Annotated in this window: 25 protein-coding genes; 11 read left to right on the forward strand and 14 right to left on the reverse strand. The window is 64.1% G+C overall.

Annotated elements, in window-relative coordinates:
* Positions 1 to 231 precede the first annotated feature (231 nt).
* The 3 genes from ACN2C7_RS06175 to ACN2C7_RS06185 all read right to left on the reverse strand — a co-directional run bounded on the left by ACN2C7_RS06175 (position 232) and on the right by ACN2C7_RS06185 (position 2,223).
* On the reverse strand, positions 232 to 876 hold the full coding sequence (locus tag ACN2C7_RS06175) for an NrsF family protein (RefSeq protein ID WP_419320517.1): 645 nt from the start codon (positions 874 to 876) through the stop codon (positions 232 to 234).
* On the reverse strand, positions 863 to 1,417 hold the full coding sequence (locus tag ACN2C7_RS06180) for a sigma-70 family RNA polymerase sigma factor (protein ID WP_419320518.1): 555 nt from the start codon (positions 1,415 to 1,417) through the stop codon (positions 863 to 865). Before ACN2C7_RS06180 ends, ACN2C7_RS06175 begins: the two co-directional genes overlap by 14 nt.
* 179 nt (positions 1,418 to 1,596) lie before the next feature.
* Positions 1,597 to 2,223, reverse strand: coding sequence for a TetR/AcrR family transcriptional regulator (locus tag ACN2C7_RS06185; protein WP_419320519.1), 627 nt, complete (start codon positions 2,221 to 2,223; stop codon positions 1,597 to 1,599).
* A 134-nt stretch (positions 2,224 to 2,357) separates the two neighbouring features.
* Here ACN2C7_RS06185 and ACN2C7_RS06190 point away from each other — a divergent pair, with 134 nt between their 5' ends.
* Both ACN2C7_RS06190 and ACN2C7_RS06195 read left to right on the forward strand, forming a co-directional pair.
* Positions 2,358 to 2,648: a DUF1330 domain-containing protein gene (locus tag ACN2C7_RS06190; RefSeq protein ID WP_419256026.1), complete on the forward strand. Its 291-nt coding sequence runs from the start codon at positions 2,358 to 2,360 to the stop codon at positions 2,646 to 2,648.
* Positions 2,649 to 2,675: 27 nt separating this feature from the next.
* Entirely contained in the window at positions 2,676 to 3,230 is a 555-nt protein-coding gene (locus tag ACN2C7_RS06195; protein WP_419320521.1) for a carboxymuconolactone decarboxylase family protein, read from the forward strand.
* A gap of 168 nt (positions 3,231 to 3,398) precedes the next feature.
* On the opposite strand, the gene ACN2C7_RS06200 is transcribed toward ACN2C7_RS06195, so the two are convergent.
* Both ACN2C7_RS06200 and ACN2C7_RS06205 read right to left on the reverse strand, forming a co-directional pair.
* Positions 3,399 to 3,656 carry a TfoX/Sxy family protein gene (locus tag ACN2C7_RS06200; RefSeq protein ID WP_419320522.1) on the reverse strand — a complete coding sequence of 86 codons (258 nt, stop codon included), beginning with the start codon at positions 3,654 to 3,656 and terminating at the stop codon, positions 3,399 to 3,401.
* A gap of 287 nt (positions 3,657 to 3,943) precedes the next feature.
* The gene (locus ACN2C7_RS06205; protein ID WP_419320523.1) at positions 3,944 to 5,194 is read right to left on the reverse strand and encodes a thiolase family protein; all 1,251 of its coding nucleotides are present in this window, start codon (positions 5,192 to 5,194) and stop codon (positions 3,944 to 3,946) included.
* Between the two features lie 239 nt (positions 5,195 to 5,433).
* On the opposite strand from ACN2C7_RS06205, the gene ACN2C7_RS06210 reads away from it, so the two are divergent.
* Positions 5,434 to 5,565, forward strand: coding sequence for a hypothetical protein (locus tag ACN2C7_RS06210; RefSeq protein WP_419320524.1), 132 nt, complete (start codon positions 5,434 to 5,436; stop codon positions 5,563 to 5,565).
* A 178-nt stretch (positions 5,566 to 5,743) separates the two neighbouring features.
* Here ACN2C7_RS06210 and ACN2C7_RS06215 read toward each other — a convergent pair whose 3' ends face one another.
* A complete protein-coding gene (locus ACN2C7_RS06215) occupies positions 5,744 to 7,129 on the reverse strand; it encodes an FAD-containing oxidoreductase (protein WP_419320525.1) in 1,386 nt (461 codons plus the stop codon).
* Between the two features lie 794 nt (positions 7,130 to 7,923).
* Between ACN2C7_RS06215 and ACN2C7_RS06220 the strand changes: the two genes are divergently transcribed.
* From ACN2C7_RS06220 to ACN2C7_RS06235, 4 genes are all read left to right on the forward strand, one after another.
* The gene (locus ACN2C7_RS06220; protein WP_419320527.1) at positions 7,924 to 8,085 is read left to right on the forward strand and encodes a hypothetical protein; all 162 of its coding nucleotides are present in this window, start codon (positions 7,924 to 7,926) and stop codon (positions 8,083 to 8,085) included.
* 121 nt (positions 8,086 to 8,206) lie between these two features.
* The gene (locus ACN2C7_RS06225) at positions 8,207 to 9,148 is read left to right on the forward strand and encodes a TraB/GumN family protein (protein WP_419320528.1); all 942 of its coding nucleotides are present in this window, start codon (positions 8,207 to 8,209) and stop codon (positions 9,146 to 9,148) included.
* Between the two features lie 502 nt (positions 9,149 to 9,650).
* A complete protein-coding gene (locus ACN2C7_RS06230; protein WP_419320529.1) occupies positions 9,651 to 10,418 on the forward strand; it encodes a hypothetical protein in 768 nt (255 codons plus the stop codon).
* Between the two features lie 604 nt (positions 10,419 to 11,022).
* Positions 11,023 to 12,261 carry a hypothetical protein gene (locus ACN2C7_RS06235; protein ID WP_419320530.1) on the forward strand — a complete coding sequence of 413 codons (1,239 nt, stop codon included), beginning with the start codon at positions 11,023 to 11,025 and terminating at the stop codon, positions 12,259 to 12,261.
* Here the strand turns inward: ACN2C7_RS06235 and ACN2C7_RS06240 are convergent.
* Positions 12,251 to 12,583 carry a hypothetical protein gene (locus tag ACN2C7_RS06240; protein ID WP_419320531.1) on the reverse strand — a complete coding sequence of 111 codons (333 nt, stop codon included), beginning with the start codon at positions 12,581 to 12,583 and terminating at the stop codon, positions 12,251 to 12,253. The genes ACN2C7_RS06235 and ACN2C7_RS06240 overlap by 11 nt on opposite strands.
* Before the next feature lie 128 nt (positions 12,584 to 12,711).
* On the opposite strand from ACN2C7_RS06240, the gene ACN2C7_RS06245 reads away from it, so the two are divergent.
* A complete protein-coding gene (locus ACN2C7_RS06245; protein WP_419320533.1) occupies positions 12,712 to 13,065 on the forward strand; it encodes a hypothetical protein in 354 nt (117 codons plus the stop codon).
* 493 nt (positions 13,066 to 13,558) lie between these two features.
* Here ACN2C7_RS06245 and ACN2C7_RS06250 read toward each other — a convergent pair whose 3' ends face one another.
* Entirely contained in the window at positions 13,559 to 14,104 is a 546-nt protein-coding gene (locus ACN2C7_RS06250) for a carboxymuconolactone decarboxylase family protein (protein WP_419320534.1), read from the reverse strand.
* A 133-nt stretch (positions 14,105 to 14,237) separates the two neighbouring features.
* Between ACN2C7_RS06250 and ACN2C7_RS06255 the strand changes: the two genes are divergently transcribed.
* Positions 14,238 to 15,155 carry a LysR family transcriptional regulator gene (locus ACN2C7_RS06255; protein WP_419320535.1) on the forward strand — a complete coding sequence of 306 codons (918 nt, stop codon included), beginning with the start codon at positions 14,238 to 14,240 and terminating at the stop codon, positions 15,153 to 15,155.
* Between the two features lie 121 nt (positions 15,156 to 15,276).
* Here ACN2C7_RS06255 and ACN2C7_RS06260 read toward each other — a convergent pair whose 3' ends face one another.
* Positions 15,277 to 16,707 carry a lipase/acyltransferase domain-containing protein gene (locus ACN2C7_RS06260; RefSeq protein WP_419320537.1) on the reverse strand — a complete coding sequence of 477 codons (1,431 nt, stop codon included), beginning with the start codon at positions 16,705 to 16,707 and terminating at the stop codon, positions 15,277 to 15,279.
* A 309-nt stretch (positions 16,708 to 17,016) separates the two neighbouring features.
* Between ACN2C7_RS06260 and fabF the strand changes: the two genes are divergently transcribed.
* Positions 17,017 to 18,279, forward strand: a complete 1,263-nt coding sequence (gene fabF, locus ACN2C7_RS06265; RefSeq protein WP_419320538.1) for a beta-ketoacyl-ACP synthase II — start codon at positions 17,017 to 17,019, stop codon at positions 18,277 to 18,279.
* Positions 18,280 to 18,307: 28 nt separating this feature from the next.
* Complete coding sequence (locus tag ACN2C7_RS06270) at positions 18,308 to 18,811, forward strand: GNAT family N-acetyltransferase (protein ID WP_419320540.1); 504 nt, start codon at positions 18,308 to 18,310, stop codon at positions 18,809 to 18,811.
* Between the two features lie 277 nt (positions 18,812 to 19,088).
* Here ACN2C7_RS06270 and ACN2C7_RS06275 read toward each other — a convergent pair whose 3' ends face one another.
* The 5 genes from ACN2C7_RS06275 to ACN2C7_RS06295 all read right to left on the reverse strand — a co-directional run bounded on the left by ACN2C7_RS06275 (position 19,089) and on the right by ACN2C7_RS06295 (position 26,375).
* Positions 19,089 to 20,453 carry a glutamate--cysteine ligase gene (locus ACN2C7_RS06275; protein WP_419320542.1) on the reverse strand — a complete coding sequence of 455 codons (1,365 nt, stop codon included), beginning with the start codon at positions 20,451 to 20,453 and terminating at the stop codon, positions 19,089 to 19,091.
* 145 nt (positions 20,454 to 20,598) lie between these two features.
* The gene (gene gor, locus ACN2C7_RS06280; protein WP_419320544.1) at positions 20,599 to 22,002 is read right to left on the reverse strand and encodes a glutathione-disulfide reductase; all 1,404 of its coding nucleotides are present in this window, start codon (positions 22,000 to 22,002) and stop codon (positions 20,599 to 20,601) included.
* Positions 21,995 to 22,660, reverse strand: coding sequence for a DJ-1/PfpI family protein (locus ACN2C7_RS06285; protein WP_419320546.1), 666 nt, complete (start codon positions 22,658 to 22,660; stop codon positions 21,995 to 21,997). The genes gor and ACN2C7_RS06285 overlap by 8 nt, the downstream gene beginning before the upstream one ends.
* A gap of 824 nt (positions 22,661 to 23,484) precedes the next feature.
* Positions 23,485 to 25,500: a pyridoxamine 5'-phosphate oxidase family protein gene (locus ACN2C7_RS06290; protein WP_419320548.1), complete on the reverse strand. Its 2,016-nt coding sequence runs from the start codon at positions 25,498 to 25,500 to the stop codon at positions 23,485 to 23,487.
* Between the two features lie 263 nt (positions 25,501 to 25,763).
* Complete coding sequence (locus tag ACN2C7_RS06295) at positions 25,764 to 26,375, reverse strand: glutathione S-transferase family protein (protein WP_419320550.1); 612 nt, start codon at positions 26,373 to 26,375, stop codon at positions 25,764 to 25,766.
* Between the last annotated feature and the right edge of the window lie 53 nt (positions 26,376 to 26,428).

A 26,428-nucleotide genomic window follows, 5' to 3' on the forward strand; every position in this document is an offset into this window, starting at 1 on the left:
GAGGCGACCTACACGCAGCGCTCGGCCGGCCCTGCGTCCCGGTTGAAGCTAGCCCTGCGCCTAGGTCCCACGGCGCTTCCGGCGCACGACATGGGCCGCGATCAACGGTCCGGGAAAGGTACGCTGGGATCCTTGGGCGGGGCGGAGCGCCCCGAGGTGACGCCCAAGGATCCGCTCAAGGCTGGCGAGGTCCGAACTCAAGTTTCCTCAGGGTAGGCTGTCGCCATGCCTTCACCAGCGCAAGGCGCGAGGGCCGATGGCCGCGCCGATCGCGCCGACGATGGCCATGCCCAGCAAATACCAGGTGGCGAGAAAGGCCGCCGCGTTCTCCTGGCAGTGCAGTCCGTAGACCGTCGCGCCGACACCGCCAGCCGCCATGCCGAGCGCCATTCCGGTCAGAACCGGACGCGTGGGCGCAAATCTGCGCATGCAAAGGGTGACGGCCAGCAGGACCGGCGCCGATATCAGCGGGATCCATATGGGGCAGGTCTTCCATGAACTGCCCAGCCAGACGGTGACCCGGTCCGCCGGAGCGGCGGCCACGATCTCTAGGGCAGCCATGGCGGCGACCGCCGTGAAAGGCATTGCGGCCACGATCCAGAAGGCGGGCAGAAGGATCGCGCCAGGGCGGGCCAGGCGACATGTCGCCGCGACGCCTAGGGCCGCGACGGCGGCGGTGAACCCGAACTTCATCCAGAACGAGACGGTCCCAACGGCCGCACCCATGTCTGGCCGAACCCCAAGCAGGGTAACAAGCAGGGCAAAGGCCGCCGCTCCACCGATCATGAGATGCAGGGTGACCTTTCGCTCGACGGCGTAGGGTTTGACGACGGTGGTTTCGGCCGCCAGACGGGCGATCAGGTCATCGGTCCGCATCATCGCCTCCCGTTCCGACACGGGCCATGAGGGCTTTGAGGCCTCGATGAACGCTGACCTTGACTAGCGACGGAGACAGGCCCGTGGCTGCCGCTGCTTCCTCCGTGCTCAGACCCTCGATTCGGGTTTTTCGGATCGCGTCACTCTGGTTGATGGGTAGGCTGTCAAGCAGCCGCGTTATGTCCCGCGCATGCATGGCGTCGTCGGTCCAGTCCGGGGCGAACAGTTCGTCGGCGTGGTCGAGCGGCGACCAGGATCGGACGCGCTTGCGTCGGTAGTGGTCGATCAGCTTGTAGCGGGCGATGGCGTGAGCCCAGGGCGTGAACAATCCGGCGCGGTCAAATGTCTCCCGCCGAACATGCACCGCGATCAAACAATCCTGCACCAAGTCCTCAACGTCTGCATCGTCGCAGCCAAGTCGGCGCGCGAAGAAAAGTTTCAAGTGCGCCGACAGGTCGGAAAGCAGGCGGCCCTGGGCAACGGCGTCGCCGTCCAGACCCATGAGCATCAGCGCCTTCAGCTTCTGTTCTGTCTCCCGCACCCTTGTTCCTGACTGTGAGTTCGCTGGGTAGGCGCGAACGGTTACAGGCGCGCGTCGATTTCGTCATCCGCCGACATTTCGTATGTCGGGTTAATCGACTCCAGCTGCGTTTAGGGCTGACCCTCTTGGAGCTGCAAACGGCCTCAGTGGCGCTTGTCGGTGAGGCAGGATCCGGGCCTTCACTCAGCCTGTCGGCTATCCTCGCCTTCATGCAGTATGCCAGCGGCCGATAGCATCGTGCGTGCTGCGGGCCACAGGGCGTCACGGTCAGGCACCACCTTGGCCATGACGTTCAAGCCGACCAGAAATGTTTTCAGTGCAAGGGCCGTTGCTGCAACGTCGGTATCGTCACGGAGTTCGCCTCTCGCGACGGCCAGCTTCAATAGTGTCTCAAGGCGTTCCAGGCGCGCGATCATGTGTGCGGCGACCTTGGGGCCTAAAGCGGCATCGACCCCACAGAGCGCGCCCACACTGTTAACCGCCAGGCAACCTCTCGCATCGCTATCCAGAGCCAGGCTTTGGCAAATGCTTTTGAACGTTTCCGCAATCAGCCCGCAGATACTGCCTTCCTGCGTCACGTACGCAAACGCCCTGTCGGGTGAGCGCTCCAGGTAACGATCAAGGGCTTCGAGGAACACCGCCTCCTGGCTTTCGAACGCGTTGTAAAAACTTGAACGCGTAATCCCCAGTCGTTCGGACAGGGCTTTGACCGAGGTGGCCTGATAGCCATCCCGCCAAAATGCCATCAGCGCCGCGTCTAAAGCGGCATCGCGATCGAACTGCGCAGGCCTGCCGGGCTTGGACATGCTATTTTGTACACCTATGGACAATATTAGCGTTGCATTTTATACAGTCGTGAACATAATTGATCTACCGGCCCTTGTCGAGAAGAGGGAAGGCCATTCACGGCTCGCACTGCCAGACCCAAAAGGAAACCCAAATGACCGCGTTCTTTGTCGTCACAACCACTGTCAAGGACCAGGAAGCATATCAGGCCTACGTCCAAAGCGTCGGCGCCACGCTCACGCCGTTCGGAGGCAAAGCGGTATTGCGCGGTAAAGCCGATAGCGCCCTCGTGGGCCAGCTAACGCATCAGACGGTCGGTATCATCGAATTCCCGGATATCGACGCAATCGGGGCCTGGCACGCATCCGCCGCCTATCAGGCGCTCGTTCCACTCCGTACGCGCGCAGCAGACATGACGATCACCACCTACGTGGTTCCCGCATAACTTCCGCCAACTTGAAAAGGACTAAGAATGTTCACCTATCACAACAAGATGACGGCTCCGGTTCAGTCCGTCCCCTTTATCGACAGTGCTGAATCTATGTTTGGATTTGTGCCTAACCTTCACAAAATATTGGCAGAATCTCCAGCAGCTCATGAAGCCTATTCTGTCACATATAAACTTGCGACTGAAAAAACCAACCTAACACCGATAGAAGTACAAGTCGTATTAATGGCGTCGAATTATCACAATAGCTGCCATTATTGCATGGCGGGCCACTCAATGATCATGAAGATGATAAATGCGCCTCAGGACGTTATTACTGCGCTTCGTGAAGGTAAGCCGATCAACGATGCAAAGTTAGAAGCGCTACGCACCTTTGCTCGCCAATTACTTGAAATGCGCGGCCATGTCGGCGACCCGGCGCTGGAGGCGTTTCTGCGCGCAGGCTATAATAAATCACAGGCGCTTGATGTTCTTGTCTGCCTTTCGGCAAAACTGATTTCGAACTTCACGAATGCTCTGGCCCACACCGAGATTGACGCGCCAATGAAGCCTTTGGCCTGGACACCACAGGTGGCCTGAAATGTGCGCTTTATGAACAGAGCTACTGTTCATAAAGCGCTACCTTCAGTGTCAGAGAGGTCTCACAGATAATCGTTCGCTTTAGTTGACATCGGACTGGCCCCCTTTGAACTGGATAGGATCGGGCGGGAACGGTGGTGAATACGCCGTCAACTTCCTTGGGCGGAATTAGCCAGACAACTCAGTCCGCAAAGACTGCTTCACCTCGGACGGCAAGACGCGCCAATCCACATCTCTCAATGCTCCCTCGAGTGCATAGAGTAGATTCAAGCTTACGTCAGGCGCAGCGGCAAGCCTGACACGAGCGAAGGCTTCCACGGCGCCGATTGCACGCAGGTCATCTTCGCGGATAATCCCGACGCTTTCCAGCCACCGCGCCGAAACTGAGCCGAGCCCCCGGAGTTCGCCAATCCGCCTCGTACTCATCTTTTAGGTTCCTCTGTTCGGTGAGGCACTCGGCATGCGGGCCGTCCCGGGTCTTTTTGGCGGAGAGGGCGAAACGCGGCTCGCGGAAGACACCAACCAACGACGCATTGAGCCAGGCGGTCGAAACCGGGCGATTGATATTCCCACGAGAAAGTGGACGGGGTTAAGCCGCTCTGCGTTCCATCTCTGGGGAAGATCAGATTGACATTTGGACCGCCAGCCTAGGAACGCTAAAATCCTTGACCAAGGGCATTTGGTTTGACCTGGCCGTCAAAGCACATGTGCGATCAGATCGCTTCCACCAGAATGACCGTGCCCTGGCCGCCATCGGCGCAGATCGAGATCACAGCCTTGGTTCCTGCCGGGCGGCCCGCAAGCTGCTTGGCGGTTTGGCTGATGATCCGCGCTCCGGTTGCAGCGAACGGATGCCCGAGCGCGAGGCTGCCGCCGACCGGATTGAGCCGGTCCCAGGGAAACGGTCCTAGGTCGCCGATGTCCGGCGCATGTTTGGCCCTCGCCCCAGGGTCGGCTGCCACCTGGATGTTGGCCAGCAATTGTGCGGCAAAAGCCTCGTGGACCTCCCAGATCGCGATGTCTTCGAAACGCAGGCCGTTACGGGCCAGCAACCGGGGGATGGCATAGGCCGGCGCCATCAGCATGCCGTCGGTGCGGAAATCGAGCGCGCCGAGTTCGAAATCGACAAGCCTGACGGCCATGGCGTCCTTGCCAAGCGCCGCCAGGCCCTTGGCGGAGGCGACCCACATGCCGGCAGCACCATCGGTCAGCGGCGAGCTGTTGCCGGCGCTCAAACTACCGCCCAACGGATCGAACACCGGCCGGAGGGACGCGAGCTTTTCCGCCGTGGTGTCCGCGCGGATCAGGCCATCTTCGGTAACACCGGCGAACGGCACCAGCAGATCGTCAAAGAAGCCGGCCCTACGGGCCTTCTCGGCATTGTGGTGGCTGGCAAGCGCGACCTTGTCCTGATCCTGCCGCGTAATCGAGAGGAGCTTGGCGGTTTCCTCCATGTGATCGCCCATCGACCGACCCGATATCCGGTTGGCCCAACCCTTTTTCGGTAGGGCAAAGTCGGTAGGGCGTAGCTCGGCAAAGGCCTGCATCGCGCCCGCCGGATCGCTCGCAGCGAGCGCTGCGAGGCGGGCTGAGACGCGCTCTTCGAGCGCGATCGGCGATCGGCTCATCTGTTCGACACCGCCAACAAGGGCGAGCTCTATACCGCCGCGTCCGACCAGACCGGATGCCTGGATCGCCCCCATCATGCTCGTGGAACAGGCAAGCTGGGTCGAATAGGCGGGGATCGTCGGGTCAAGGCCCGCGTCGAGCGCTGCCTCGCGCGCGATGTTTGACAGCGACAAGCTCGGGATCACCTGGCCCCAGACGATCAGGTCGGGGCGATGTTGGCCGGCGATCGCCTGCAGGACCGTCGCAGACAAAGTCAGCGGTGTTTCCCCAGCATAGGCGGTGCCGGCCTTTACGAACGGGGTCCGAACCCCGGCGACAAGATAAGTGTCGGTCATTGCGTGGCTCCTCCGCCGGCGCGCACGCTCGGGCGGGACGAATGTTGGCGGTTTACTCGCGTGTTTAGCGTCCCACGTCGGAAAGGTCCGGATGGACGTCGGCTCGTTCACCGGGGGATGGTGAAGGGCCACAAACATCAGTTCATGGAACGGTTAACCCTCACGGCAAGCTACAGTTACGCCGCTATGTTGGGATCAAGAATGGCGATCTAAAGTAACGATCTATTTCGTACGCCGTAATGCTGCTGACTCGTTTTCAGCGCCACCAGCTTGGTGTTGGTGTTGGTGTTGGTGTTGGTGTTGGTGTTGGTGTTGGTGTTGGTGACGTGATGGCGTGGACCCAGAAGGCCAGGTTCAAGGCGGGCGCATAGTCCCTCGCCGGGGCGGTCAGCACCGGATACTGGATGTCGGCAGCTTCGAACGGGCAGCTGTTTGCGGACGGCCTGCGCGCACCGCCTCGGCAGGCAGCCATAAGCGGGTGTTCAGTGGCGCGTCCATATGCGCACCTGATTGAACACTTTGGCTACGGCGGCGTAGGGCTGGCTTCGCTCATGCCGCCGCCACCAGAGGCTTGAGCCCACCAAGTAGGGTCGGTATCAGTTCACTGACGGTGGGATGGACAGGCACAGCGCGCATCAGTGTTTTGTAGCTCAGGTTTGCCGTCATCGCCTGGATAAACAGGTGGATGATCTCATCGGCCTCAATGCCGAAGAGGGTGGCGCCGAGGACCCGCTCGTTCTCCGCGTCGACGAGAACACGCAGAAAGCCCGTGGTCTCGCCGCGCTCCCGGGCCCGACCAATCCGCGCCATGGGCAGTTCTGCACGCAGAATCCGGCGGCCTGACGTTCTCGCTTCCTGATCGCTCATCCCAACACGCGCCAGTGGCGGGTCGGTGAACAGAGCGTAGCCAGTTACGCGGTCGCTCAGCCGCCAAGCCTGTCCATCGATCAGGTTGGCTGCGAGAATCTCGTAGTCATTGTAGCTCGTATGGGTGAAGGCGCCGCGGCCGTTGACGTCGCCAAGGGCGTACACGCCCTCGGCGCTGGTCATCAGCGTATCGTCCACCTGGATGAAGCCGCGCTGATCGAGTGCGACGCCGGCCATGGCGAGATCCAGTGCTTCCACGTTTGGCCGCCGCCCGACTGCCGCCAGCGCCAAGGCGCCGTCGACGCTCCTCACCTGGCCGTCCTGTTTGAATGAGACGCGAACGCCGTCCCCGGCGTCAGCGCCCTCAATGTCCCGGCAGCCGACGTGGATTTCGACGCCTTCGGCCTCAAGCATCGCCTTGACCGCAGCACTCACATCCGCGTCCTCGCGGGCGATTATGCGGTCGGCGAATTCCAGTACGGTGACCTCGGCGCCGAAGCGGCGATACATCTGGGCGAATTCCAGCCCGATATAGCTGCCACCGACCACGATGAGACGCCGGGGCAATCGATCAAGCTCCATCATCTCGATATTCGTCAAAAGGCGCTCGGGGCTGACCTTGGACCAATCGGGCCGTACCGGTCGCCCGCCGGAGTTGATCACCACCAGGGGAGCCTCAAAGATCCTATCGCCGACAGCCACCCTGCGCGGGCCGACAAATCGCGCTTCGCCCAAGACAAGCTCAAGGTTGGCGGTGGCGCCGATCCAGGTGGCCAGGTTGTCGCGCGATTGCTGAACCACCGTGTCCTTACGCGCCTTGACCACCGCAAGGTCCACGCTGACAGGACCGGTCAATACGCCGAAGTCGGCGGCGCGCCGGGCGACGTGGGCGGCGCGGGCGCTGGCGACCAAGGTCTTGGTCGGAATACAGCCATTGTTGACGCAGGTCCCGCCCAGCCGCTCCCTTTCGATCAGCACGACCCGGCGGCCGGCCTGCGCAAAGCGCACGGCAAGCGAGGGTCCCGCTTGGCCCGCGCCGATCACGACTACATCGACGGTTTCGATCATCGGGTTTGGTCTCCAAGCTTTGAGAAACCCGATCCCAGGATCAAGCATCCCGCCGGTGCGGCGCCGATCAGATACAGGCAGGCTGTCCTTCCGTAACATTCTGAAGCCCGGCCGGCCAGAGCGGCTCCCGTGAAACCGCCAGTGAATTAGGTGGTGAGGCACAGGCCTCTGGCTTGGCTTGGCTTCGCGCCGGCGATGCGGCTGACCTGTGCGGTCGCGTTGGCCTGGGCGAAGAAGGTTCCCTGCCCGACCCGCACCGTGCCCCTAATCACCCAGGGCAGAGCAGGACAGAGCTGGCTAGGCGATCCGCGCCCAACTCTACATCTGGGACGACTTTGCCATCCGTCGCACCGACTATGCAGACAGCGCGGCTCGCAACCTAGCCTTCGTCGAAGATCGCAGCATTGACCCCCGCACGTTTGTGTGGCTGCGGGTGTGCCTGACGTTCTAGAGGTGGCCGCCTTCAGCGCCAATGAGACAGATTGAGGGCTCCGTTTAAAGGGGGCTTTGGCCTCGTCGTAGTGACGAACGAATGATGATGAGACCAGAATCCTTGACGGCCAAGGGCAAGGCGTCGGGATTTGGTTCTACTTTATTCGACCCAGTCGCCCAGCGTCGGGGCCGCCGGGCCGGGCCGGGCCAGGACAGGAGGGCAGGCCTCGGCAACCGGCCTGTGAGACAGTGTATTTCACTATTCGAAACGGTCGTCAGCCGCCGAGCACGCTAGGTTCTCCTCACCCTGGCCCAGCCCTGCGCCGCCGGACGGGTAGCGCGCAAGCAGCGGAAGAATCTCGATGGACGAGTACATTCTCCAATCCGGCTCACATGAACTCGCCCTGGTTCTCGGCGAACAGCCAGGGCCCGGCCAGCTCGGCGATCGACAAGTGGTCGTGCGCGTCACGGCCGCGGGCCTGTTTAAGACTTTTAAATGGAGAGGGGCGGCCGAGGCCGAATGAGTCCCCGAACCGTTCTGGCCACTTCGGCAAAGTGGTCATCGATACCCAGGATCATTCCTGGCGGCGCTGAAATCGAAGACGGCGTTTCTAACGCTCTCCCCTGCAATGAGACCTTGCGAACATGAAGAACAATAAAAATATTTCGAATACAGCCGGTGTCTCGTCGAGGCGGCAGCTCCTTGCCGGGGTTTTCGCGACGCCGCTTTCTATCAGCGTCCTCAAAAGCAGCTTGGCGTCGGCGGAAGACTTGCGGCCCGGATCACGAACCCCGTGGCCGCTTTGGGCGCTGCAGAAGTCTGGACAGGTTGTGTATCTTACAGGGCAAACGCCACCGCGCCCGACAGTTTGGAGCGACGCGCGAATTGAGAAATTGATCGAGTCCTGCGGCGCGATCTGGACGGAAACCAATAATGTCTTCCGGGATAACCCCAGAACCCTCGTTCAAAAGTATGGCCTGAACCTTGAGGGTCCACTGAGCAAGTCCCTGACAGTCTCAGACTATGCAGATGTCAGGAAGGCTGCAGAGATAGCAAAAATCCCCCTGGAATCGATAGAGCCTATGAGGCCTTGGCTGGCCGCTAGTCAGATCGAGTCAGCCTACTTCAGAGAAAAGGGCCTGAAAGAGCAGGGCACAGCCGAGAGGGTTTTACTGTCGAAGGTCGATTTAGGCAAAATCCGGCATGCGAGCGAATTCGGGGCCCAGGATGACGTGGTTAGATTTATGGGGGCGATGTCCAAAGAGGAGGACGTTCAATTCCTCCAGTACACCCTCAAACAGGTGATAGCTGGTACGACAGAAAGCGAGCGTATCTTTGGGGCCTGGGCCGCTGGCGACCAGGCGCCTGCTGCTGAATTCGTCTCTGAAATGAAGCGCTTGCAGCCGAACCTCTATGCAAAGCACGTCGTGGGACGCAACAGCAATTGGCTCCCACGCTTCGCTGAGATGCAAAAGGAAGCCAAACCGTCTTTCGTGGTTGTCGGACTCTTCCACATGGCAGGGCCCGATAGCCTGTTAGAGTACCTGAAGCAGGATGGCTGGAAAGCGAAGAGGCTGTTCCGTTAAGCGTTGCAGGTCGTGCAGGGTGAAACCTCAGCCGCCTCAGGCGGTGGCCGCCGCCGTGCGGCGTCAGCCTGAGCGCGGAAGCGCCGAAGCGTCGGGCTAGATGACGTTGGATCTTTAAGGCGCTGCAAACAGCGGCGTGGGTTGTGAGACTGCGCTGGGTGGAGGCTACTTTCGCCGGCTGGAGCGCAGAGCCCGACCGGCGGCCGTGGCAAAAGCAGCCTGCGCGCTGTTCCGGCGGCTTGTCGTGGCGCATCGCTCGTTCAAGGAGGAGTGGTGCGCCCATCTTGGATCCTGTTCGAGCGTTCTGCCCGTTCTCCGGGCGGCGAGGCTGGATAGTTGTCCATGTCGTTGCGTTCGAGCTCAGCGCAACCGACGTCCAAGCCCGCGCCTCTGAATAGCTGCTTAGCGCCGGTTGGCGGCGCGCTGAGATAACGCTCGGCGCATGCGAAGCTTTAGGGAAGCGACATTCCTAAAAATCACACCCAAACATAGGCTATCCAGTATGACCGTATCCAATAGGCGCGACCTGATAGCCGGGCTGGCGATCACCTCGGCTTCTTTGCCACTCGTCGCCCTTGCGTCTGCTCGCCCTGCTCGGGTGATGGTGCTCGCCAGCATGCACAAGCGGCATGGAACCAGCAGCAGTTACACCTATGGCGATCTCTACGCGGCGGTCGCGAACTTTAAGCCTGATTTCGTCGGCGTGGAGATCAGGCCCGAAGACTTAGGGCGTGGCGAGGATTATCTGTCACAGAACTATCCGGCCGAGATGGTGTATCTCTCCCATACCTTTGCAGGCCGCGTGTTTGGGTTTGACTGGCTAGGCAACGATGTCGCGGGACGCGCCGTGCCCGATGATTGGTGGAAAGCGCGTAGCCCGATCAAAAAGCTCGAGCGTGAGATGGATGCCGGCCTACCTGGCGACGCCCGTCACTCAAGGCTCGGCGCCCAGCTTGACGCGCTTTCAGAACAGCTGGCCGCGATCCTCATCAACGCAACCGTCACCAGCTTGTCGGACGGGCGCTACGATCGTGTCGCAAAGGAATATTACGCAACGTTTCGCGCACTCACCGTCGGCACGCGTTTCGCCGCGATACCGGCCTTTTATGATCAGCGCGACAAGCACATCATCGCCAACATTCTCGCGACCGCAAAAGCCCATCCGGACGCGCGGATCGCTGTCGTCGCCGGCGCGGACCACCACGGTCCGATCGTCGCGGCGCTGTCGCGCGCACCCCGGTCAGTCTCACTCCTCCCTCCAATGCCCTGATGGAGGCGCCCTCGCTTGAGCTGAGATAGGCGCCGTGACACTTTCGATCGCTCGCATAACCGGCGTGGCTTGGTCCAGCGAGCGAACGGCGCCGGACTTCTCGCCCCTGTGCCGGGCAAGGCGCCGACTCGCCCTTGTGATGACAAGGCGCGCGCGGCCTCCGCGTTCCAGGAGCGGGTGAACCCTATCTGGGTGAAGTGAAGTTCAGCCGAGCGAACCTTGTCGAGCCAGCTGTACGCGCGGCGCCGCTAGCTTGTTTGTCTACGAGGGCCCGGCTTCACATTGCCCGGAAGCGATAGTGGACCGTGTCACTGACTCTAAACGGCTCAGGTCCGGCGGTGGCGGGTTGGATCAAACCCCATGCGCCGTAGCTTGGCTTTCGGATACTGGCGGTGGCGTCAGACGTTGTTCGGGGTCCGTCGCAAGCCGCATTTTCCCGACGGGGCAGCCCCAGGCGCACCCCGCGCCAATAGCCTAGCGTAGCCTGAAGGTTCCCGTCCCCCCAGCGGATACCATTCGGCCGGCGGTCGGTTGCGTCCCCTTGTCAGTCGCTGTCCGACATTTCTTAAGCTGACTGTAGGGGGAGGTGGAGCAAGCTTTGCCGATGGTGCGATCTTCAGTCCTGACGGCGGTGTCCATACTCGTTCTGGCCGGCGCCGCGCCCCGCGCGGCCCGCGCCGCCGAGCTGCTTTCGCGCGAGGCGTTTTCGGGCGTGATCGTCGCTGGCTCCTCCACGGGGGGCGGCGAGGCCTCCTGGCTCAGGGGCGGGCTGGGCAAGCTACAGACCGGCTCAAATCAGGTCCGGGTCGATGGCTCGGCGGTCGTGGCCTGGCGTGGAAGCTTCAGCGACCGCATCGGCGCTCTGGTGTCCATGGACGCCCAGTCCCTGGCCAATTCCACCGTCGGGCTCGATGAGGCCTACGTCACCCTGAGGCCCACACCGGGCGCCGTCGTGCGTCTCTCGGGGCGCGCGGGCCTGTTCTTCCCGCCCGCCTCGCTGGAGCACGACGGGACCGAATGGTCCCTGGCCCGCACGCTGACGCCATCGGCGATCAACAGCTGGATCGCGGAAGAGGTCAAGGTGGCGGGCGCGGAGTTGACCCTGCGCGGCGCGCTTGCTGGCCAACCGATCGGCGCCACCGTCGCCGCCTTCCAGGGCAATGACACCTCGGGCGCCTTGCTGACGTTTCGGGGCTGGGCGCTGCACGACCTGCGCGCCAACCTGGACGGGACTTTCAGGCTTCCCGCCATCCCGACGATGTTTGCAGGCAAGCAGGCCCAGGCCTCGCGGCCGGTTGACGAGGTCGATGGCCGCTGGGGCGGCTATGCCCGACTGGACTATGCGCCGTCCCAGGCCCTGGCGCTGAGCCTGTTCGGCTATGACAACAACGGCGACCGCACGACCGTGACCGACGGCCAGTATGCGTGGCGGACGCGCTTCGTGCAGGCAGCCGTGCGTTGGGCGCCGGACGCCAACACCGAGGTCCTGGCGCAGGCCATGACCGGCGAAACCGCTATGGGCGTCGCTGTCAATGGTCGTAAACCGGCCGATATCGGCTTCGTCGCCGCCTATCTACTGGTGTCGCGAACCCTGAAGACGGGGACCGCTACGGTAAGGCTGGATCAGTTCTCGGTCAGCGACCGCACCTTTAAGGCGCTAGACAACAACGCCGAGAATGGCTGGGCCGCCACCGCCGCCTGGTCGTTCGCCGTTCGCGAACGATCCGAGATCGTGCTGGAGGGCGTCGCCGTCCATAGCGTCCGTCAGGACCGCTCGCGCTTCGGTGAGGCCGCTCGCGAGAACGGCGTTCAGGGCCGAGCGGTGTTCCGCACTAGCTTCTAGACAGCGATCGCGACGCGAGAGCCTGCGGCGAGGTCGTGACGGAAAAGCAGATGTCGACGCCGATGCCTGCAGGCGCCAGCAGGGGCGGGCCGAACACGGTCCCCCCCTGCACGAAGCCGGCCGGCATGACGAAGAGGATGGCCAAAGCCACCGCAGTCCCGAGACCCTTCGACGCTGCGTTCGCAAAGCCCTTGGCGGCGTCGTCGGCCTGCGGCGCCTCGACGCCGGTGCTCGACGATGCCAGGTCGCTCTGGAAGCCGATCAGGCAGCCATTTGACCGCGCGGCCCCTTGAGGTCCTTGTGGGTAGGTTCTGCACGGCAATCCCTGCCGCTAGCGCGCGCGCGCCATCCGGAGGCGCCCGCAAGCTCTTGATTTCGTGACATATGCCTCGGGCCAAGCTTGCACGAGGCTTGCAGAGGGGGCCACCTCAGTTAACGGCGGGAGTTTTCGTGCTAGTTTCCGGTTCCAGCAGCATCCTGGCGTCGCTCGCCGCCTCAGGCTTGCCCAAGATCAACGCCATCAACGCATCGGTGGCAACGCCCGGCCCCACCAAAGGTGTCGACGCCTCCGGTCCCAAGTCGGCCAAGGATGAGTTTCTCGACTTCGCCAAACTGACGCCAGCACAGAAGATGCGCGTGGCCATACTCAGCAAGCTCGGCGTCACCGAGAACGAGCTGAAAGCGATGGACACCAAGGAGCGCCAGAAAATCGAGGATCAGATCAAGGACATGATCAAGCAACAGGTCCTGGGTGGCGACAAGGACAAGATCAAAAAGGGCGCCTTGGTAGACCTCAAGGCCTAGGTCAGCTCCGCCGGCGGCGAGCGACGGCCACAATGAACGTTGTTCCCAATACGCGGTCGGCCACACGACGGCCCGTCGCGCTGATGCACGGCGCCGGGGAAAATTCCGGCGGGGCCGATGGTCGATGGGCCCGGAGTCGTCGACGGCCTGCTGCGCCAACGCCGCGGGGGCGGCCTCTAGGGGGCGGCGCGGTTGAAGGGGTGGCGACCAAAGCGCGTGTGGTGACGATCACTACTATGTCTGGTTCTCGATGGGTGACGGGATCGTTCACCATCCAGTCTGTCCCGTTTGCGATGGAAGCATCTAGGCGGGACAGACTGGCAATAGATCACATTCGTGGAGCGCGTCGGGCCAGTTTGGCCGCTGGCGTAAAAGTCAGTGCGTCATAGGCGATCTCGCGAAGGCGCAAGGTGGCGAATATGCCCGCGTCGATCATGCGGTCCGCAAGCCGGACGGGCGGCCGGCGATCGGAAGATCGCCAGCCGCCGAGAGGTCAGACCGCTTCGTTGGCCCGCACGACCGGGAAGTCGATCGCGGTCTTGGCGACTTCGTTGAGGAAGTTGGTGAAGCAGTTCTCAGCGACGATCGCGACGATCTCGACGATCTGCGCGTCCGTAAAGCCGGCGGCGCGGACGGCGGCCAGGTCGGCCTCGGTCACGTGACCGCGCTCGCGGGTCACCTTGGCGGCGAATTCCACCGCGGCATTGGCCTTTTGCTCCAGCGAGCCACCTTGGCGATTGCGCGCGATCTCTTCGGGAGACAGCTTGGCCAGGTTGAGGCCAAGGTAGTTGTGCGCCGACAGGCAGTAGTCGCAGCCGTTGACCTGGGCCACGGCGAGCGCAATGCGTTCGCGGGTCTTGACGTCGAGCGCCTTGCTCAAGGCGCCGGAAAAGCCAAGGAAGCCGCTCAGGGCCGCCGGGCTGAGCGACACCAGGCGGAACAGATTGGGCAGCGAGCCGAGTTGAGCTTTGACGGCTTCGAGACCCGGGCGAGAGGCTTGCGGGGCGCTGTCGAACTCAGGGATGGCAATGCGGGACATGGGGTTCTCCATTCGTGTCCGGCGCTGACCGCCGAACCGTGAGAAAGAGATAGGCCCTTTCAATAATCACGATAATATAGGGTCTTCAGGAAACTTTATTCGGAAAATTGAGATAGTGGATCGCCTGTCAGCCATGACAATGTTCGTGCGCGTCGTGGAGGCGGGGGGCTTTACCGCGGCCGCCAAAGCCTTGCGCGCGCCAGTCTCCACCGTCAGCCGCCATATCGCCGACCTTGAGGCGCACCTGGGCGCGAAACTTCTCATTCGGACGACCCGAAACATGGCGCTGACCGAGGTGGGGGGCGCCTATCTGGCGTCGGCCAAGCGGATTCTCGAGGAGGTGGATGCCGCCGAAAGCGCGGCCGCCGGGGACTTTGCCTCGCCCAAGGGGGAGCTGGTCGTCACCGCGCCGGTCATGTTCGGACGCCTGCACATCCTGCCGGTCGTCGCCGAGTTCCTAGCGCTCAATCCTCTGATCGCGGTTCGCATGGTGTTTCAGGATCGCAATCTTCATCTGATCGACGACCACGTCGACCTGGCGGTGCGGATCGGCCAGTTGCCCGATAGCGGCCTTGTGGCCACGCGGGTTGGAACCATGCGTCAGGTCACCTGCGTCGCGCCCAGCGTGCTGGCCGCCCACGGCGCCCCGCGCCATCCGGCCGATCTGCAGGCCCTTCCGAGCATCAGTTTCGACCATGAGGGGGGAGCGACAGGCTGGACCTACCTGTCGCCCAAAGGCGGAGCGACGATCAACGCTCGGCTCCTCCCGCGCCTGACCGTCTCCTCGGCCGACGCGGCGGTCTGGGCGGCTGAGCAGGGGCTGGGGGTGACGCGCGTCTTTGCCTATCAGTGCCACGACGCGGTCGAGGCGGGCCGCCTCAGGCTCGTGCTTGAGTCCTTTGAGCCCGAGCCGACACCGATCACCTTACTGCATGCGCAGCAAGGCCGAATCCCACTGAAGCTGCGGGCATTTCTGGATTTCGCCACACCTCGTCTTCGCGCTCGTCTGCAGCGCTTGGCCGCCCAGCCGGGGGAGGGGCCCGACGTCTGACTCCCGCTCGCCGCCCCCAAACGTGCGGGGGGGGGGGGTGTCTTGGTCGGCTTTCCCCCCGCCGCTTAAAGGGGCGACCGTCCTCTACGGGCGCCGCAGGAGGTCTCCCGAAGGGCGCGGGTCATAGGGCGTAGCGCTCGAGCCTTTCGCCGCGCTGCTCTTCCAGCAACCAGAACAGGACATTGTCCGAAAACAGGTCCGTCTGGGTCAGGCCCAAATGGTCCTGTTCGGTGAAAAGCACGCTTCGAAAGCGCAGTGGGGATTGAACGCGGGGCCTCCAGGTCGAGGGCGTCCGATGGTCGAACAGCGCGCTGGACCGCGTAACCGCGCCATCGCCCGGGACGAGGCTTACAGGGGAGAGACGCCCCCGCCCGGCGTCGAACCGAAAACGTTCCGGCGTGGGCACATTATCGCCCGCGATCAGGAACGGTTCAAACCCGGCCGGCGCCTTCTCGGTGCTATCGAGCGCCGCATGGAACCGGCGAGCCAGGGTCAGGCTGTCCTGCAGGCGGTCGAGGGCGATCTGTCGCCGGCGTAGCGGGTCGGTGACGTCGCCGAGAAGCGTCGCGAGCACCGCATCCTGGTCGGGCGCCGCCAGGCCCCATCCGCGCGCGATCCAGGTCCTGGCGTCGAAAAGGCGCTCACCGTCCACGCCGTCGATGGGCGAGGCCCAGGGCCGCGGAAGCAATTGGTAGATGGAGGCGAAGGATCCCAGCACCGACGGCGGGTAGCGTGGCGCGACGGGGCGGCCGAAGTCCTGGCCTTCAAGAAGAAACCGCATCGTCTCGGCGCTGCCCCCATTGGGCGGCGCCACTAGGATCGCCCGGTCGACATAGGCCGCGCCGGTCCAATCCAGCGTCGGACCTGCGCCATAGGTGTCCAGGGGCTGGCCGCCATAACGCATGAAATAGCGGAACATCAGAGCGCCCATCGAGTGGGCGACCACGTCAAAGCGAATGGATTCAGGCGCGACGTCGTACCCCAGGGTTTCGCGATAGCCATCGGCGACGACCAGACGCTTTTCATCCATGAAGCGCTTCAAGGCCGCTGCGGTCTCGGCATTGTCCCGTCGCCAGTCATAGGGGAACTGGAAGCAGCTGATGTGGCCGGGGCCGTAGTCGAGACCCGTGGGATGGAGGGTTTCGTCCCGATAGCCGCCCGCCCCCAGGGTGGACAGAATCTGCGCGTACTGACGCAGTTGGAAAGGTACGCCCAGGACCTTGACGCTGACGCGATCCAGAACGGCGATCGGGTTCAGGTCCGCTGCGACGCCAGATAGCCGGCTCTGGTCGCCGAACGGCAAGGCCAACCTGCGGACGTTGCTCTTATCCGAAGACATTGGGGAGAGGCCGTCGAACGCGCCCCAAACGGTCTGTCCGGAGGCGCCGTCGACCAACCGTGTGCCGAGGATCCCTGGGATGACGATTACCGGGTTCTGATCGGGATAGTGCTCCTGCGCCGCCCGGTTATAGAGGACTTTCAGACGCTCGCCGCGTGGACGCGCGGCCGCCGGGCCAAAGGCGAGGCCGCCGCCTATGGCTCCGGCGATCAAATGTCGACGCGATATCGGCATCCGCTGCCCCTAGCTATCCGCGAAACGCGGCTGTTCCCGTCGCCCGCAACGCGAGGCTTTGTCCGCCGAGCGTCGAGGCCATGAGCCTTGAGTGGGCGCGCCGCACCCATCGCCCCAGCAGACAGTCGGGGACCACGCCTATCGATGCAAGTGCGGTTAAATGGAAGGCTGCATTGCCGTTGGCGACGGTTTTCGACGGGGCGTGGCGTCACTAGATGCCTTCCCCTCGGCCCCTCGCCCGGAACTGGGCGGCGGCGCCGTGTTGTGGGCCCAATACGGGAGAGCCTCATGCGCCGCATCGTTGTCACCGGTCTTGGTTTGGTTACGCCCCTTGGGGTGGGTGTCGAAACGGTCTGGGAACGCCTTCTTGCCGGCGAGTCCGGCCTTAGGCGCCTTGCGCCCGACGTTGCGCCCGATATCGCCGCTCAGGTCGTCGCGCCGGTGCCTGAAGGTCAGGGGCATGGCCAGTTCGACCTAGAGAAGGTCGTTTCTCTCAAAGACCAGAAGAAGATGGATCGCTTCATTGCGTTCGCGCTCGCCGCCGCCGACGAAGCGCTCCTTCAAGCCGGCTGGTCGCCACAGGACGAAGCTGGGCGCCAGAGCACGGCGACAATGGTGGGTTCGGGGATCGGCGGGTTTCCTGCGCTTGCCCAGGCCGTACGCACCACGGACGCCCGCGGCGCGCGCCGACTTTCACCCTTCACGGTGCCTTCGTTCCTGGCCAACCTGGCCTCGGGCTGGGTCAGCATCCGCCATGGCTTCACCGGTCCGATCGGGGCGCCGGTCACAGCCTGCGCGGCTGGGGTTCAGGCGATCGGCGACGCCGCGCGGCTTATCCGCAATCACGAAGCCGATATCGCCGTCTGCGGCGGCTCAGAAGCGGCCATCCACCATGTCAGTCTGGGCGGCTTCGCGGCCTCTCGCGCCCTGTCCAGCGCCTACAATGAAACGCCTGAACAGGCCTCCCGCCCCTTTGACACCGGCCGCGACGGCTTTGTCATGGGCGAAGGCGCGGGCATCCTGGTGATCGAGGCCCTGGATCACGCGCTGGCCCGCGGCGCCCAGCCGCTCGCGGAGCTTGTCGGCTATGGTACGAGCGCTGACGCCTATCATCTGACCGCTGGCCCTGCAGACGGGGCGGGCGCTCAGCGGGCCATGGTCGCGGCTTTGAAACAGGCCGGCGTCACCCCAGGCCAGGTCGGCCACATCAATGCTCACGCCACATCCACGCCGGTGGGTGACGCCGGGGAGCTGGCGGCGATCTGCGCTCTGTTTGGCGCGGCGGGTGGTCCGGCCATCAGCGCCACCAAGGCCTCCACGGGTCATCTCCTGGGCGGCGCCGGCGGGATGGAGGCCGCCTTTGCGGTCTTGGCGCTGGCCAGAGGGGTTCTGCCGCCAACCCTCAATCTAGAGACGCCCGATCCTCTGGCGCAAAAGCTTGATATCGTCACGACAGCGCGCCAGGCGCAGGTCGAGCTGGCGCTGTCGAATGGCTTTGGCTTTGGCGGCGTCAACGCCAGTTTGCTTTTCCGTCGCTGGACGGGCGCCTAGCCCCACCCAACCGAACCGGAAAACCCCCATGGAAGCGACCGCTAAGCCGTTCCCGTACATCCTCCGCGCCGCGGGCCTGGAGGATCTTGAGCTGATCTGTCGCCACCGAGAGGCGATGTTCCGCGCATCAGGACGTCCAGAGACGGACTTGCAGGCGATGCGGTCGCCGTTTCGCCATTGGCTGGCCCGCGAGCTGGAGCAGGGGCGCTACTTTGGTCTCATCGCTGAGTGCCTGGGCGCCCAAGTCGGGGGTGTCGGCACGATGGTGCTCGAATGGCCGCCTCATCCCAGCCATCCAGATCAAGCCCAAAGGGGCTATATTCTCAATCTCTTCGTCGAGCCCGGACACCGCGGACACGGGCTCGGCGCGGTTCTGATGTCTGCGGCGGAAGCCGACCTAGTTGAGCGTGGCGTCGGCTACGCCTTCCTGCACGCGACCGGGCAGGCACGTCCCCTCTATGCTGCAACGGGGTTGTTGACGACATCGGAGATGGCCAAGCCCCGGTTGGGCGCAGCCAGGTCGATCGCCTGAGCCGCAGCCCGCCGACCTCCCATCTCCAACAGCGAGTGTTGATCCACGCTGACGATCTGGGGGAAGTTCAGTAGCCGCGGCGACCAGCCTGGCACCACGCAAAGACGCTCGTCGTGGCCGCGAGGATGCGCAGCCATCCAAGAACTATGTAGATGACCAGACAAGCGTCAGCCTTGGCCGTCAGTATCTAGTTTGGAATAAAATCCACGAATTCTGGATCTGTTAGTCTGTGACTGTCGATTTGGATATTGGGTGGGATTTGTAACAACGCCTATTATTATGAATAAGCGCAGTCGGTGAACACCCGGCTGATGTCGCCCTTCCACTCACCGTGATAGAGCTCCAGCAGGCGGTCGGCCCGCGTGCGGCCGCTGTCGGCGATCTCTTCGAGTTCGCCCATATAGATCGTCTCGTCCAGGAACCCGCCGTTCATGTGGGCCCGGCCCTTGAGGCCCGACTTGGCGATGGCGACGAAGTCCTTGGCCACGTCCTGGGCGGTGCGCCCGGCGATCGGCGCCTTGAGACCCAGGACCGGCACGTCGCGGCGCAGCTGGGCGCGCTCCTCAGCCGTCCAGTCCTTGCAGAGGTCCCAGGCGGCGGCCAGGGCGGCGTCGTCATAGAAGACGCCGGTCCACAGGGCCGGCAGGGCGCAGAGGCTGCTCCACGGGCCGGCGTCGGCGCCGCGCATTTCCAGATAGGTCTTCAGGCGCACTTCCGGGAACAGGGTGGTGGTGTGGTCGGCCCAGTCCTTGATCGAGGCGCGCTCGCCGGGCAGCTCATCGATCTTGCCGTCGATGAAGTCGCGGAAATTGCGGCCGGCCAGGTCGATATAGCGGTCGCCGCGCTTGGCGAAATACATCGGCACGTCCAGGGCGTAGCGGGCATAGCGCTCGAAGTCGAAGCCGTCCTCGAACACGAAGTCCAGCAGGCCGGTGCGGTCGGCGTCGGTGTCGGTCCAGACATTGGCCCGGCTGGAGAGGAAGCCGTTGGGCTTGCCTTCCGTGAACGGAGAATTGGCGAACAGGGCCGTGACGATCGGCTGCAGGGCCAGGCTCATGCGGAACTTGGCGACCATGTCGGCTTCGGACGAGAAGTCGAGATTGGCCTGCACGGTGCAGGTGCGCAGCATCATGTCGAGGCCCAGGCCACCGACCTTGGGCATGTAGTTGCGCATGATGACGTAACGCCCCTTGGGCATCACCGGCACCTCTTCGCGCTTCCAGACGGGCGAGAAGCCCAGCCCCATGAAGCCCAGGCCCAACTCGTCGGCCACGGTCTTGACCTCGTCCAGGTGCTGGCCGGTCTCTTCGCAGATGTCGTGCATGGTCAGCAGCGGCGCGCCGCTGAGCTCGAACTGACCGCCGGGCTCCAGGCTGACATTGGCGCCGTTGCGCTCAAGGCCGATGATCACTTCGCCTTCCATCACCGGCTTCCAGCCAAAGCGCTGCAGGCCGACCAGAAGGGCGTGGACGCCGGTGTCGCCGTAATAGGGCACGGGCGCGTGCGAACCGAGATAGAAGCCGAACTTCTCGTGTTCGGCACCGACGCGGAAGGCTTCCTTGGGCTTGGAGCCCGAGGCGAAATAGGCGGTCAGGTCGTCGAGCGTCAGAGGACGCTCCTGCAGGCTAGTGGTGTCGGCCATGAGCCGTCCTTTTATCAGAGGTTACGCCGATGGGTCTGCGGGCCGTCGCCCGCGAGCGAGAGGCTCCGCGATGGCGGCGACGGGCGACGGGCGACGGGCGATGACCGCCAGAACCGCGCGATCGGACCGTCGCGGCGGACCCTGGTTAGGATCCGCCTTCCACGTTGAGGGGGACGAACTTGTCGCGCATCGTGACCAATTCCTCAGCCAGGGTCGGATGGACCGCGCAGGTGGAATCCCACTGAGACTTAGTCACGCCCATCTTCACCGCGATGGCGGCCATCTGGATGATCTCGGGGGCGTCAGGGCCGATCACATGGACGCCGACGACCCTGTCATCGTCTTGCCGGATCACCAGCTTGACGAGACACCGCTCCTGACCGCCGTAGAAGGTGGCCTTCATCGGCCGGAAAACGGAGCGATAGATGTCGACCTCGCCGAACGCGTGACGGGCCTCGACCTCGGTCATGCCCACCGCGCCAACCGGCGGCTGCGAGAAGACCGCCGAGGCGACGGTGTCGTGATCGAAGATGGTCGGGTTGTTGTAAAATTCAGTCTGGGCGAAGGCCGCGCCCTGACGGATCGCCACCGGCGTCAGGTTAATCCGATCGGTGACGTCGCCAACGGCCCAGATGCTGTCGACATTGGTCCTCGACTGCTCGTCGACCGCGATCGCGCCCTTGTCGTTCAGCCTTACGCCGACCGTCTCCAGGCCCAGACCCTGAACGTAAGGCTCCCTACCGGTGGCGAACATCACCGCGTCGGTCTCGAAGGTCAGGTCGTTGTCCAAGGTGCTGAGCAGGCCGCCTTCGCCGATCTTTTCGATGCGCCTGTGAGAGGCGCCCAGGACAACCTTGATTCCCCGCTTTTCCAGTTCGTCGGCCAGATGCACCCGAACATCGTCGTCGAAGCCTCGCAGGATGTTGGCGCCGCGATAGAGCAGCGTCGTCTCGACACCCAGGCCGTTGAAGATCCCGGCAAATTCGACGGCGATGTAACCGCCGCCGACCACGAGCACGCGCCTTGGCAGCGTGGGCAAGTGGAACGCCTCGTCCGAGGTCACGCCCAACTCCGCGCCCGGGAACCTGGGACGCACCGGGCGGCCGCCAGTGGCCACAAGGATCTTGCGGGCCGTATAGGTCCCCGCGTCGCCGCCGCCGCCGTCTGTGGGCGCCACTTCAACCGTGTGGGCGCCGGTAATCTGGGCGCGGCCATGCAGCAGCTTGGCGCCGGCCTTCTGCAGGTTGGTGACATAGAGGCCCGACAGGCGGGCGATTTCGACGTCCTTCTCACGCAGGAAGGCCTTCCAGTCGAAGCTGGCCTCGCCGACGGTCCAGCCGTAGCCCTTGGCGGTCTTCAGCTGGCTGGTGACCTCGCTGGCGTAGACCATGAACTTCTTGGGTATGCAGCCGCGAACCACGCAGGCGCCGCCAGCCCGGTAGGCTTCGGCCACCGCGACCTTGGCGCCGCTCAGGGCAGCCAATCGCGCCGCGCGCACCCCGCCCGAGCCGGCTCCGATGACGAAGAGATCGAAGTTGTGGTCAGTCATTACGGGCCTGCGAACGTTCGATCTGTGTGGAAGCTTCCAGGGATTGAGGCGCGACCTGCGGCGTGGCGTACCAAACCGCCGGCGGGGCGGGCATTCGCATGAGCTGCCGAATATGGTCGACGTTCGGTCGTGACGTCAGGATCTCCAGCAGCGCAAACGCGACCTCGATCGCCGTTCCCGGACCGGTCGAGGTGATCAACCCGCCGTCGATGACCAGCGGCTGATCAACGAACGTGGCGCCCTGGCTTTGCAGCTGCGCCTTTCGTCGGCCGCCGACCTGGTGGTAGGTCGTCGCGCGCCGACCTTGCAGTATCCCCGCCGCGCCAAGCGCGAGCGCCGCGACGCAGACCGACGCGACGGGCTTTCCCGCCGCGTTGAAGCTGTTGATCACTTTGGAAAAATCGCTCGAAAGCGCGTCGTGGTAGAAGCCGGCGCCCTCGAACCCGCCAGGGACGGCGAGCGCGTCGAAGGTGTCCAGATCAAGTTCCCTGACCAGCCGGTCGGGGACCACGGAAAACCCGAACGTGGCCCGGAGCATCGGACGAAGACCGGCTGAAACCAGTTCGATCGGCTCCTCGCCATCGATATTGGCCCAGCCGAGGACGTCGGTGAAGCCGGCCGCCTCAAGCGGCTCAAAGCCATCGGCCAGCAGCAGCAAGACCCGTTTACCCATGCTCACCCCCCAAAACGTCGCTGTTGACCGTTTCCAGTGCGGCCATTGCCAGTGCGGTGGCCCAACGCGATCGCTCGCGGCTCGCGCCGCCGACCACAGCCGAGCGTGACTGTGAGGTGACTTTCGGGCGCGCGCCTTGCTGACGCCATCCCACCATTACGCAATGGTGCCTTTCGCGCGGTGGAGCGCTCAGGGCTCAGGGCAAGATCGAGGAAGACGCCAGGCCCTGCCTTCAGGGGCCGGCGCGGCTCTACTTCAGCCCATCACAGATCGGCTGGAAGGGGGAAGGGGGCCGGTCTCGTCGCTTGCGGCGCCGTGAGGCGCCCCGATCAGGGCGGAAATCATGATTTCGAGAAGACTTTTCTCCGTCGGCTCGGTCTCAGCGCTCATAATCACATTCAGGCCGGTGCGATGTCCTGGCGCGAACAGAAGCCCTTGGCCACGAGGACGCCAGCCAGCGCCGTAAAAGGGCTCGCCGAATAGCGGACCAGGATCTGTCTTTCGGCGTCACGCATTCCAATCTCTCTTTTGCGCCAAAGACTGTGAAGTCGTCGGGGGCGGCGCGGTTCTCGCGGAGAGGGGCCGCACGCGCACGCCTCAGGGCGAGCCTAGATGTTTGCCCGCCGGGGCCGGTTCGGCCCTGGCTGCCGCATCACCAAACGTCGATGCGGGGTGGGGCGCATCGTTGTCGAAGGCGGCGGCAATGCGCGATCAAGGCGGGACGCGGGGTAGCAACCTGTTGACCCCATGACCCCGCGCGGCCAAAGCCGCCAGCCCACGGGCGCGAGCGCACCCCTGCCGATCGCGACCTACACGTCCACAATAACCTCCGACGATTGTGTGGTCCCGTCGCCCCGCGCCGGCTGGGCGCTGCAGATCAGAACCTCGCCTGCGTCGATTGGGGCCGTCGTGTCGTTCGCATAGGCGACATCGCCCGCGATCAGCTTTACGGCGCAGGCGCCGCACGACCCCGAGCGGCAGCTGTGCAGGGGCGCTAGCCCTTCGCGCTCGGCCAGATCAAGCAGTGTGCCGTCTCCTGGGCGCCAGATCGCGCGTTTGCCGCTGGCGCGGAACTCCACCGTCACGGCCTCGGCGTCATCACCCAACACGGCTGCCGACGCCGGTTTGGCGCCATCGGGCCCGGGGCCTGGTTTGGCCGCCGCCGGCTTGATGGCGGCGGGGCCAAAGGTCTCGGCGTGAATGCGCTCGGGGCGGACGCCCAGGCCCAGTAGGCCGTCCGACAAGGCGCTCATGAACGGCGGCGGACCGCAGAGATAGAATTCGTAGTCATCGAAGGGCAGGGTGGCCTTGAGCAGGGCCAGGTCCACCCAGCCCCTGACCAGCGAACTGCGGCCCAGCGCATCCTGCGGCAAGGGCTCGTTGTAGGCGGTGACCACCTTCAGATTGGAGTGCTTGGCGCACTTGTCGGCCATGTGGGCGCGGAAGGCATGATCGAGGCTGTTTCGCGCGCCGTGGAAGAACCACACCCGCTGCTGGGAACGGCTGCGGCCGTTATTGACGAAGATGCGATTGATCATCGCGATCATCGGTGTGATGCCAACCCCGGCCGACAGTAAGACCGCGGGGCGCGGCGCGGCTTCGTCGAAAACGAAACCGCCGCGCGGCGGGAGAAGCTCCACTACGGCGCCTTCCACAAGATCGTGGACCGCCGACGAGAACCGCCCCTGTCGCTTGACGCTGATGCGATAGCTTGAGCCGTTGGCGGCGTCCGAGACCGTGTAGGGTCGCATTTCCGGCGCGCCGTCCACCGGCATGCGCACGAAGATGTGCTGACCCGCCTTGTGGATGGGAACGCCACCGCCGGCCAGGGGCTCGAAGGTTACCGAACGAACCGTTTCGGTCTCTTGCTCGACGCGCACCACCCGGAACGGGCGAAATTCGCTCTTGCCCCACGCGCCCGATCCCGAGTCCTCCCAGGATCCGGTCTTGTCCAGATAGGGCGACACGTCGACGTCTCCGACCGCCCGGATCGACAGGCTGGCTGGAACCTTGACCGTCTCGGTCACCTTGAATTGCAAGAGCCGCTCGGCGCCCGCAAACCCCTCCACCTCGGGCCCGTCCCAGATGATCGTCGCCGTCGCCGACAGATGCCAAAGATCGCCGGTTTCGAAATCGGGGAAGACGAGGCCCACCCGCGGCTCCACCAGGATGTTGCCCAGGGTGTTGAACAGGAAATTCCCCAGGAAGTCCGGGATGGTCAGGACATCGCCCTGAACCCGCACGAAGCCCGTCTTACCGCCGCGATGAGAGACATCCACGCCATTGACCGGGTCTTGCGCGCTCGGGTCGGCATGCGCAGAGGCGATGAAGAGAGTGTCGGCGCCCGCCACCCAGAGCGCGGCCTCTGGCGACAGGCCGGCGCTGCGCAGGGCCGCCGCGCGATCGCCCGTCGGCGCGCGGTCCACCCGCTCGAACTGGCGGCCTTGGATATATTGCGGACAGTTGCCGAAGCTCTGGTCCACGGAAATGGTAAATCCATCGCCGTCCTGCGAGGCGACGCGTCCGTTCATCCGGTTGCGCCGCCGGGTATGTAGTTCGATGCCCAGAACCCCCACGGCCTGGCCCAGGGCCACACCGTCTGCGACGGGGTCGCCTGGCTGAAACCCGGACGCGATGTTCAGCTCGGTCGGGGCTGGGGATCGCGCAAAGCCTGGGGGACCATCGAGGATCGTCGCCCAAGGCTGGCCTGCCGCGTCGCGTGCGCCCAGAACAAGGAAAGGCAGCTGCCCAAAGAATAACCGGTGTTGCTCGGGCATCAGCCCGCGGATGATCTTTCGGCCGGTCGCCTCGATCCGCGTGCGCACGCCCAATCGCTCCTGCAAGGCTTGCTCCCCCTCGTGAAAGGGGGAGCGCGCATGGGGCCAGCGGGTCAGATCAGCATGGGTCACGATAGTCTACTCCAAAGGCTTCACGGACACGCCGGCCCCGAGCTTAGATCAGCAAGGCGTACCGGTAGCCAAGCACTCAAGGCGAAGCGCCTCGAACTCCTCTCCCGTCATCGGCGCCAGAGCGCCGCCGCCGTGAAAGCCGCTGAAAAGGCCCAGCAGGCGCCGACGGAGTCGGGCGATCATTTCACCAACCCGACCGCCGTGCTCTGCATCGGAACGAAACCGGGCAGGGCTTCGACGCGCGACAGCCAGGCCGCGACGTTCTTGTAGCTGTCGAGGGCCACGTTGCCTTCCGGCGCGTGGGCCACATAGGTATAGGCCGCCACGTCGGCGATCGTGGGCTTGTCGCCGGCCAGGAACGCCGAACTGGCCAGCTCAGCATCCATGACCTGCAGGATGGCGTGGGCGCGAGCGATGACTTCGGTCGCGTTGAGGCCGGCGCCGAAAACGGTGATCAACCGCGCGGCGGCTGGACCCGAGGCGATTTGGCCCGAAGCGATCGACAGCCAGCGCTGCACCCTGGCCGCCGTCGCCGCATCCTCGGGCAACCAGTCGGTCCGGGTGAACTTCTTGGCCAGATAGACGAGGATCGCGTTCGAGTCGGCCACGACCACGTCGCCGTCCTTCAGCACGGGGACTTGACCCAGGGAGTTGAGCGCCAGGAAGTCGGCTTGCTTGTGGGCGCCCTTGCGCAGATCGACTTCGACGACATCCGCCGTGACGCCGATAAGCGACAGGAACAGTTCGACGCGATGCGAGTGGCCCGAAAGCGGGAAGCGATAAAATTGCATTGTTGTGTCCTCGGTTGAAATCTTGCCCCCCCAAGATGGCGCCCGGCTGCGCG

The organism is Caulobacter sp. ErkDOM-E (assembly GCF_048541895.1).
Lineage (GTDB): Bacteria > Pseudomonadota > Alphaproteobacteria > Caulobacterales > Caulobacteraceae > Caulobacter.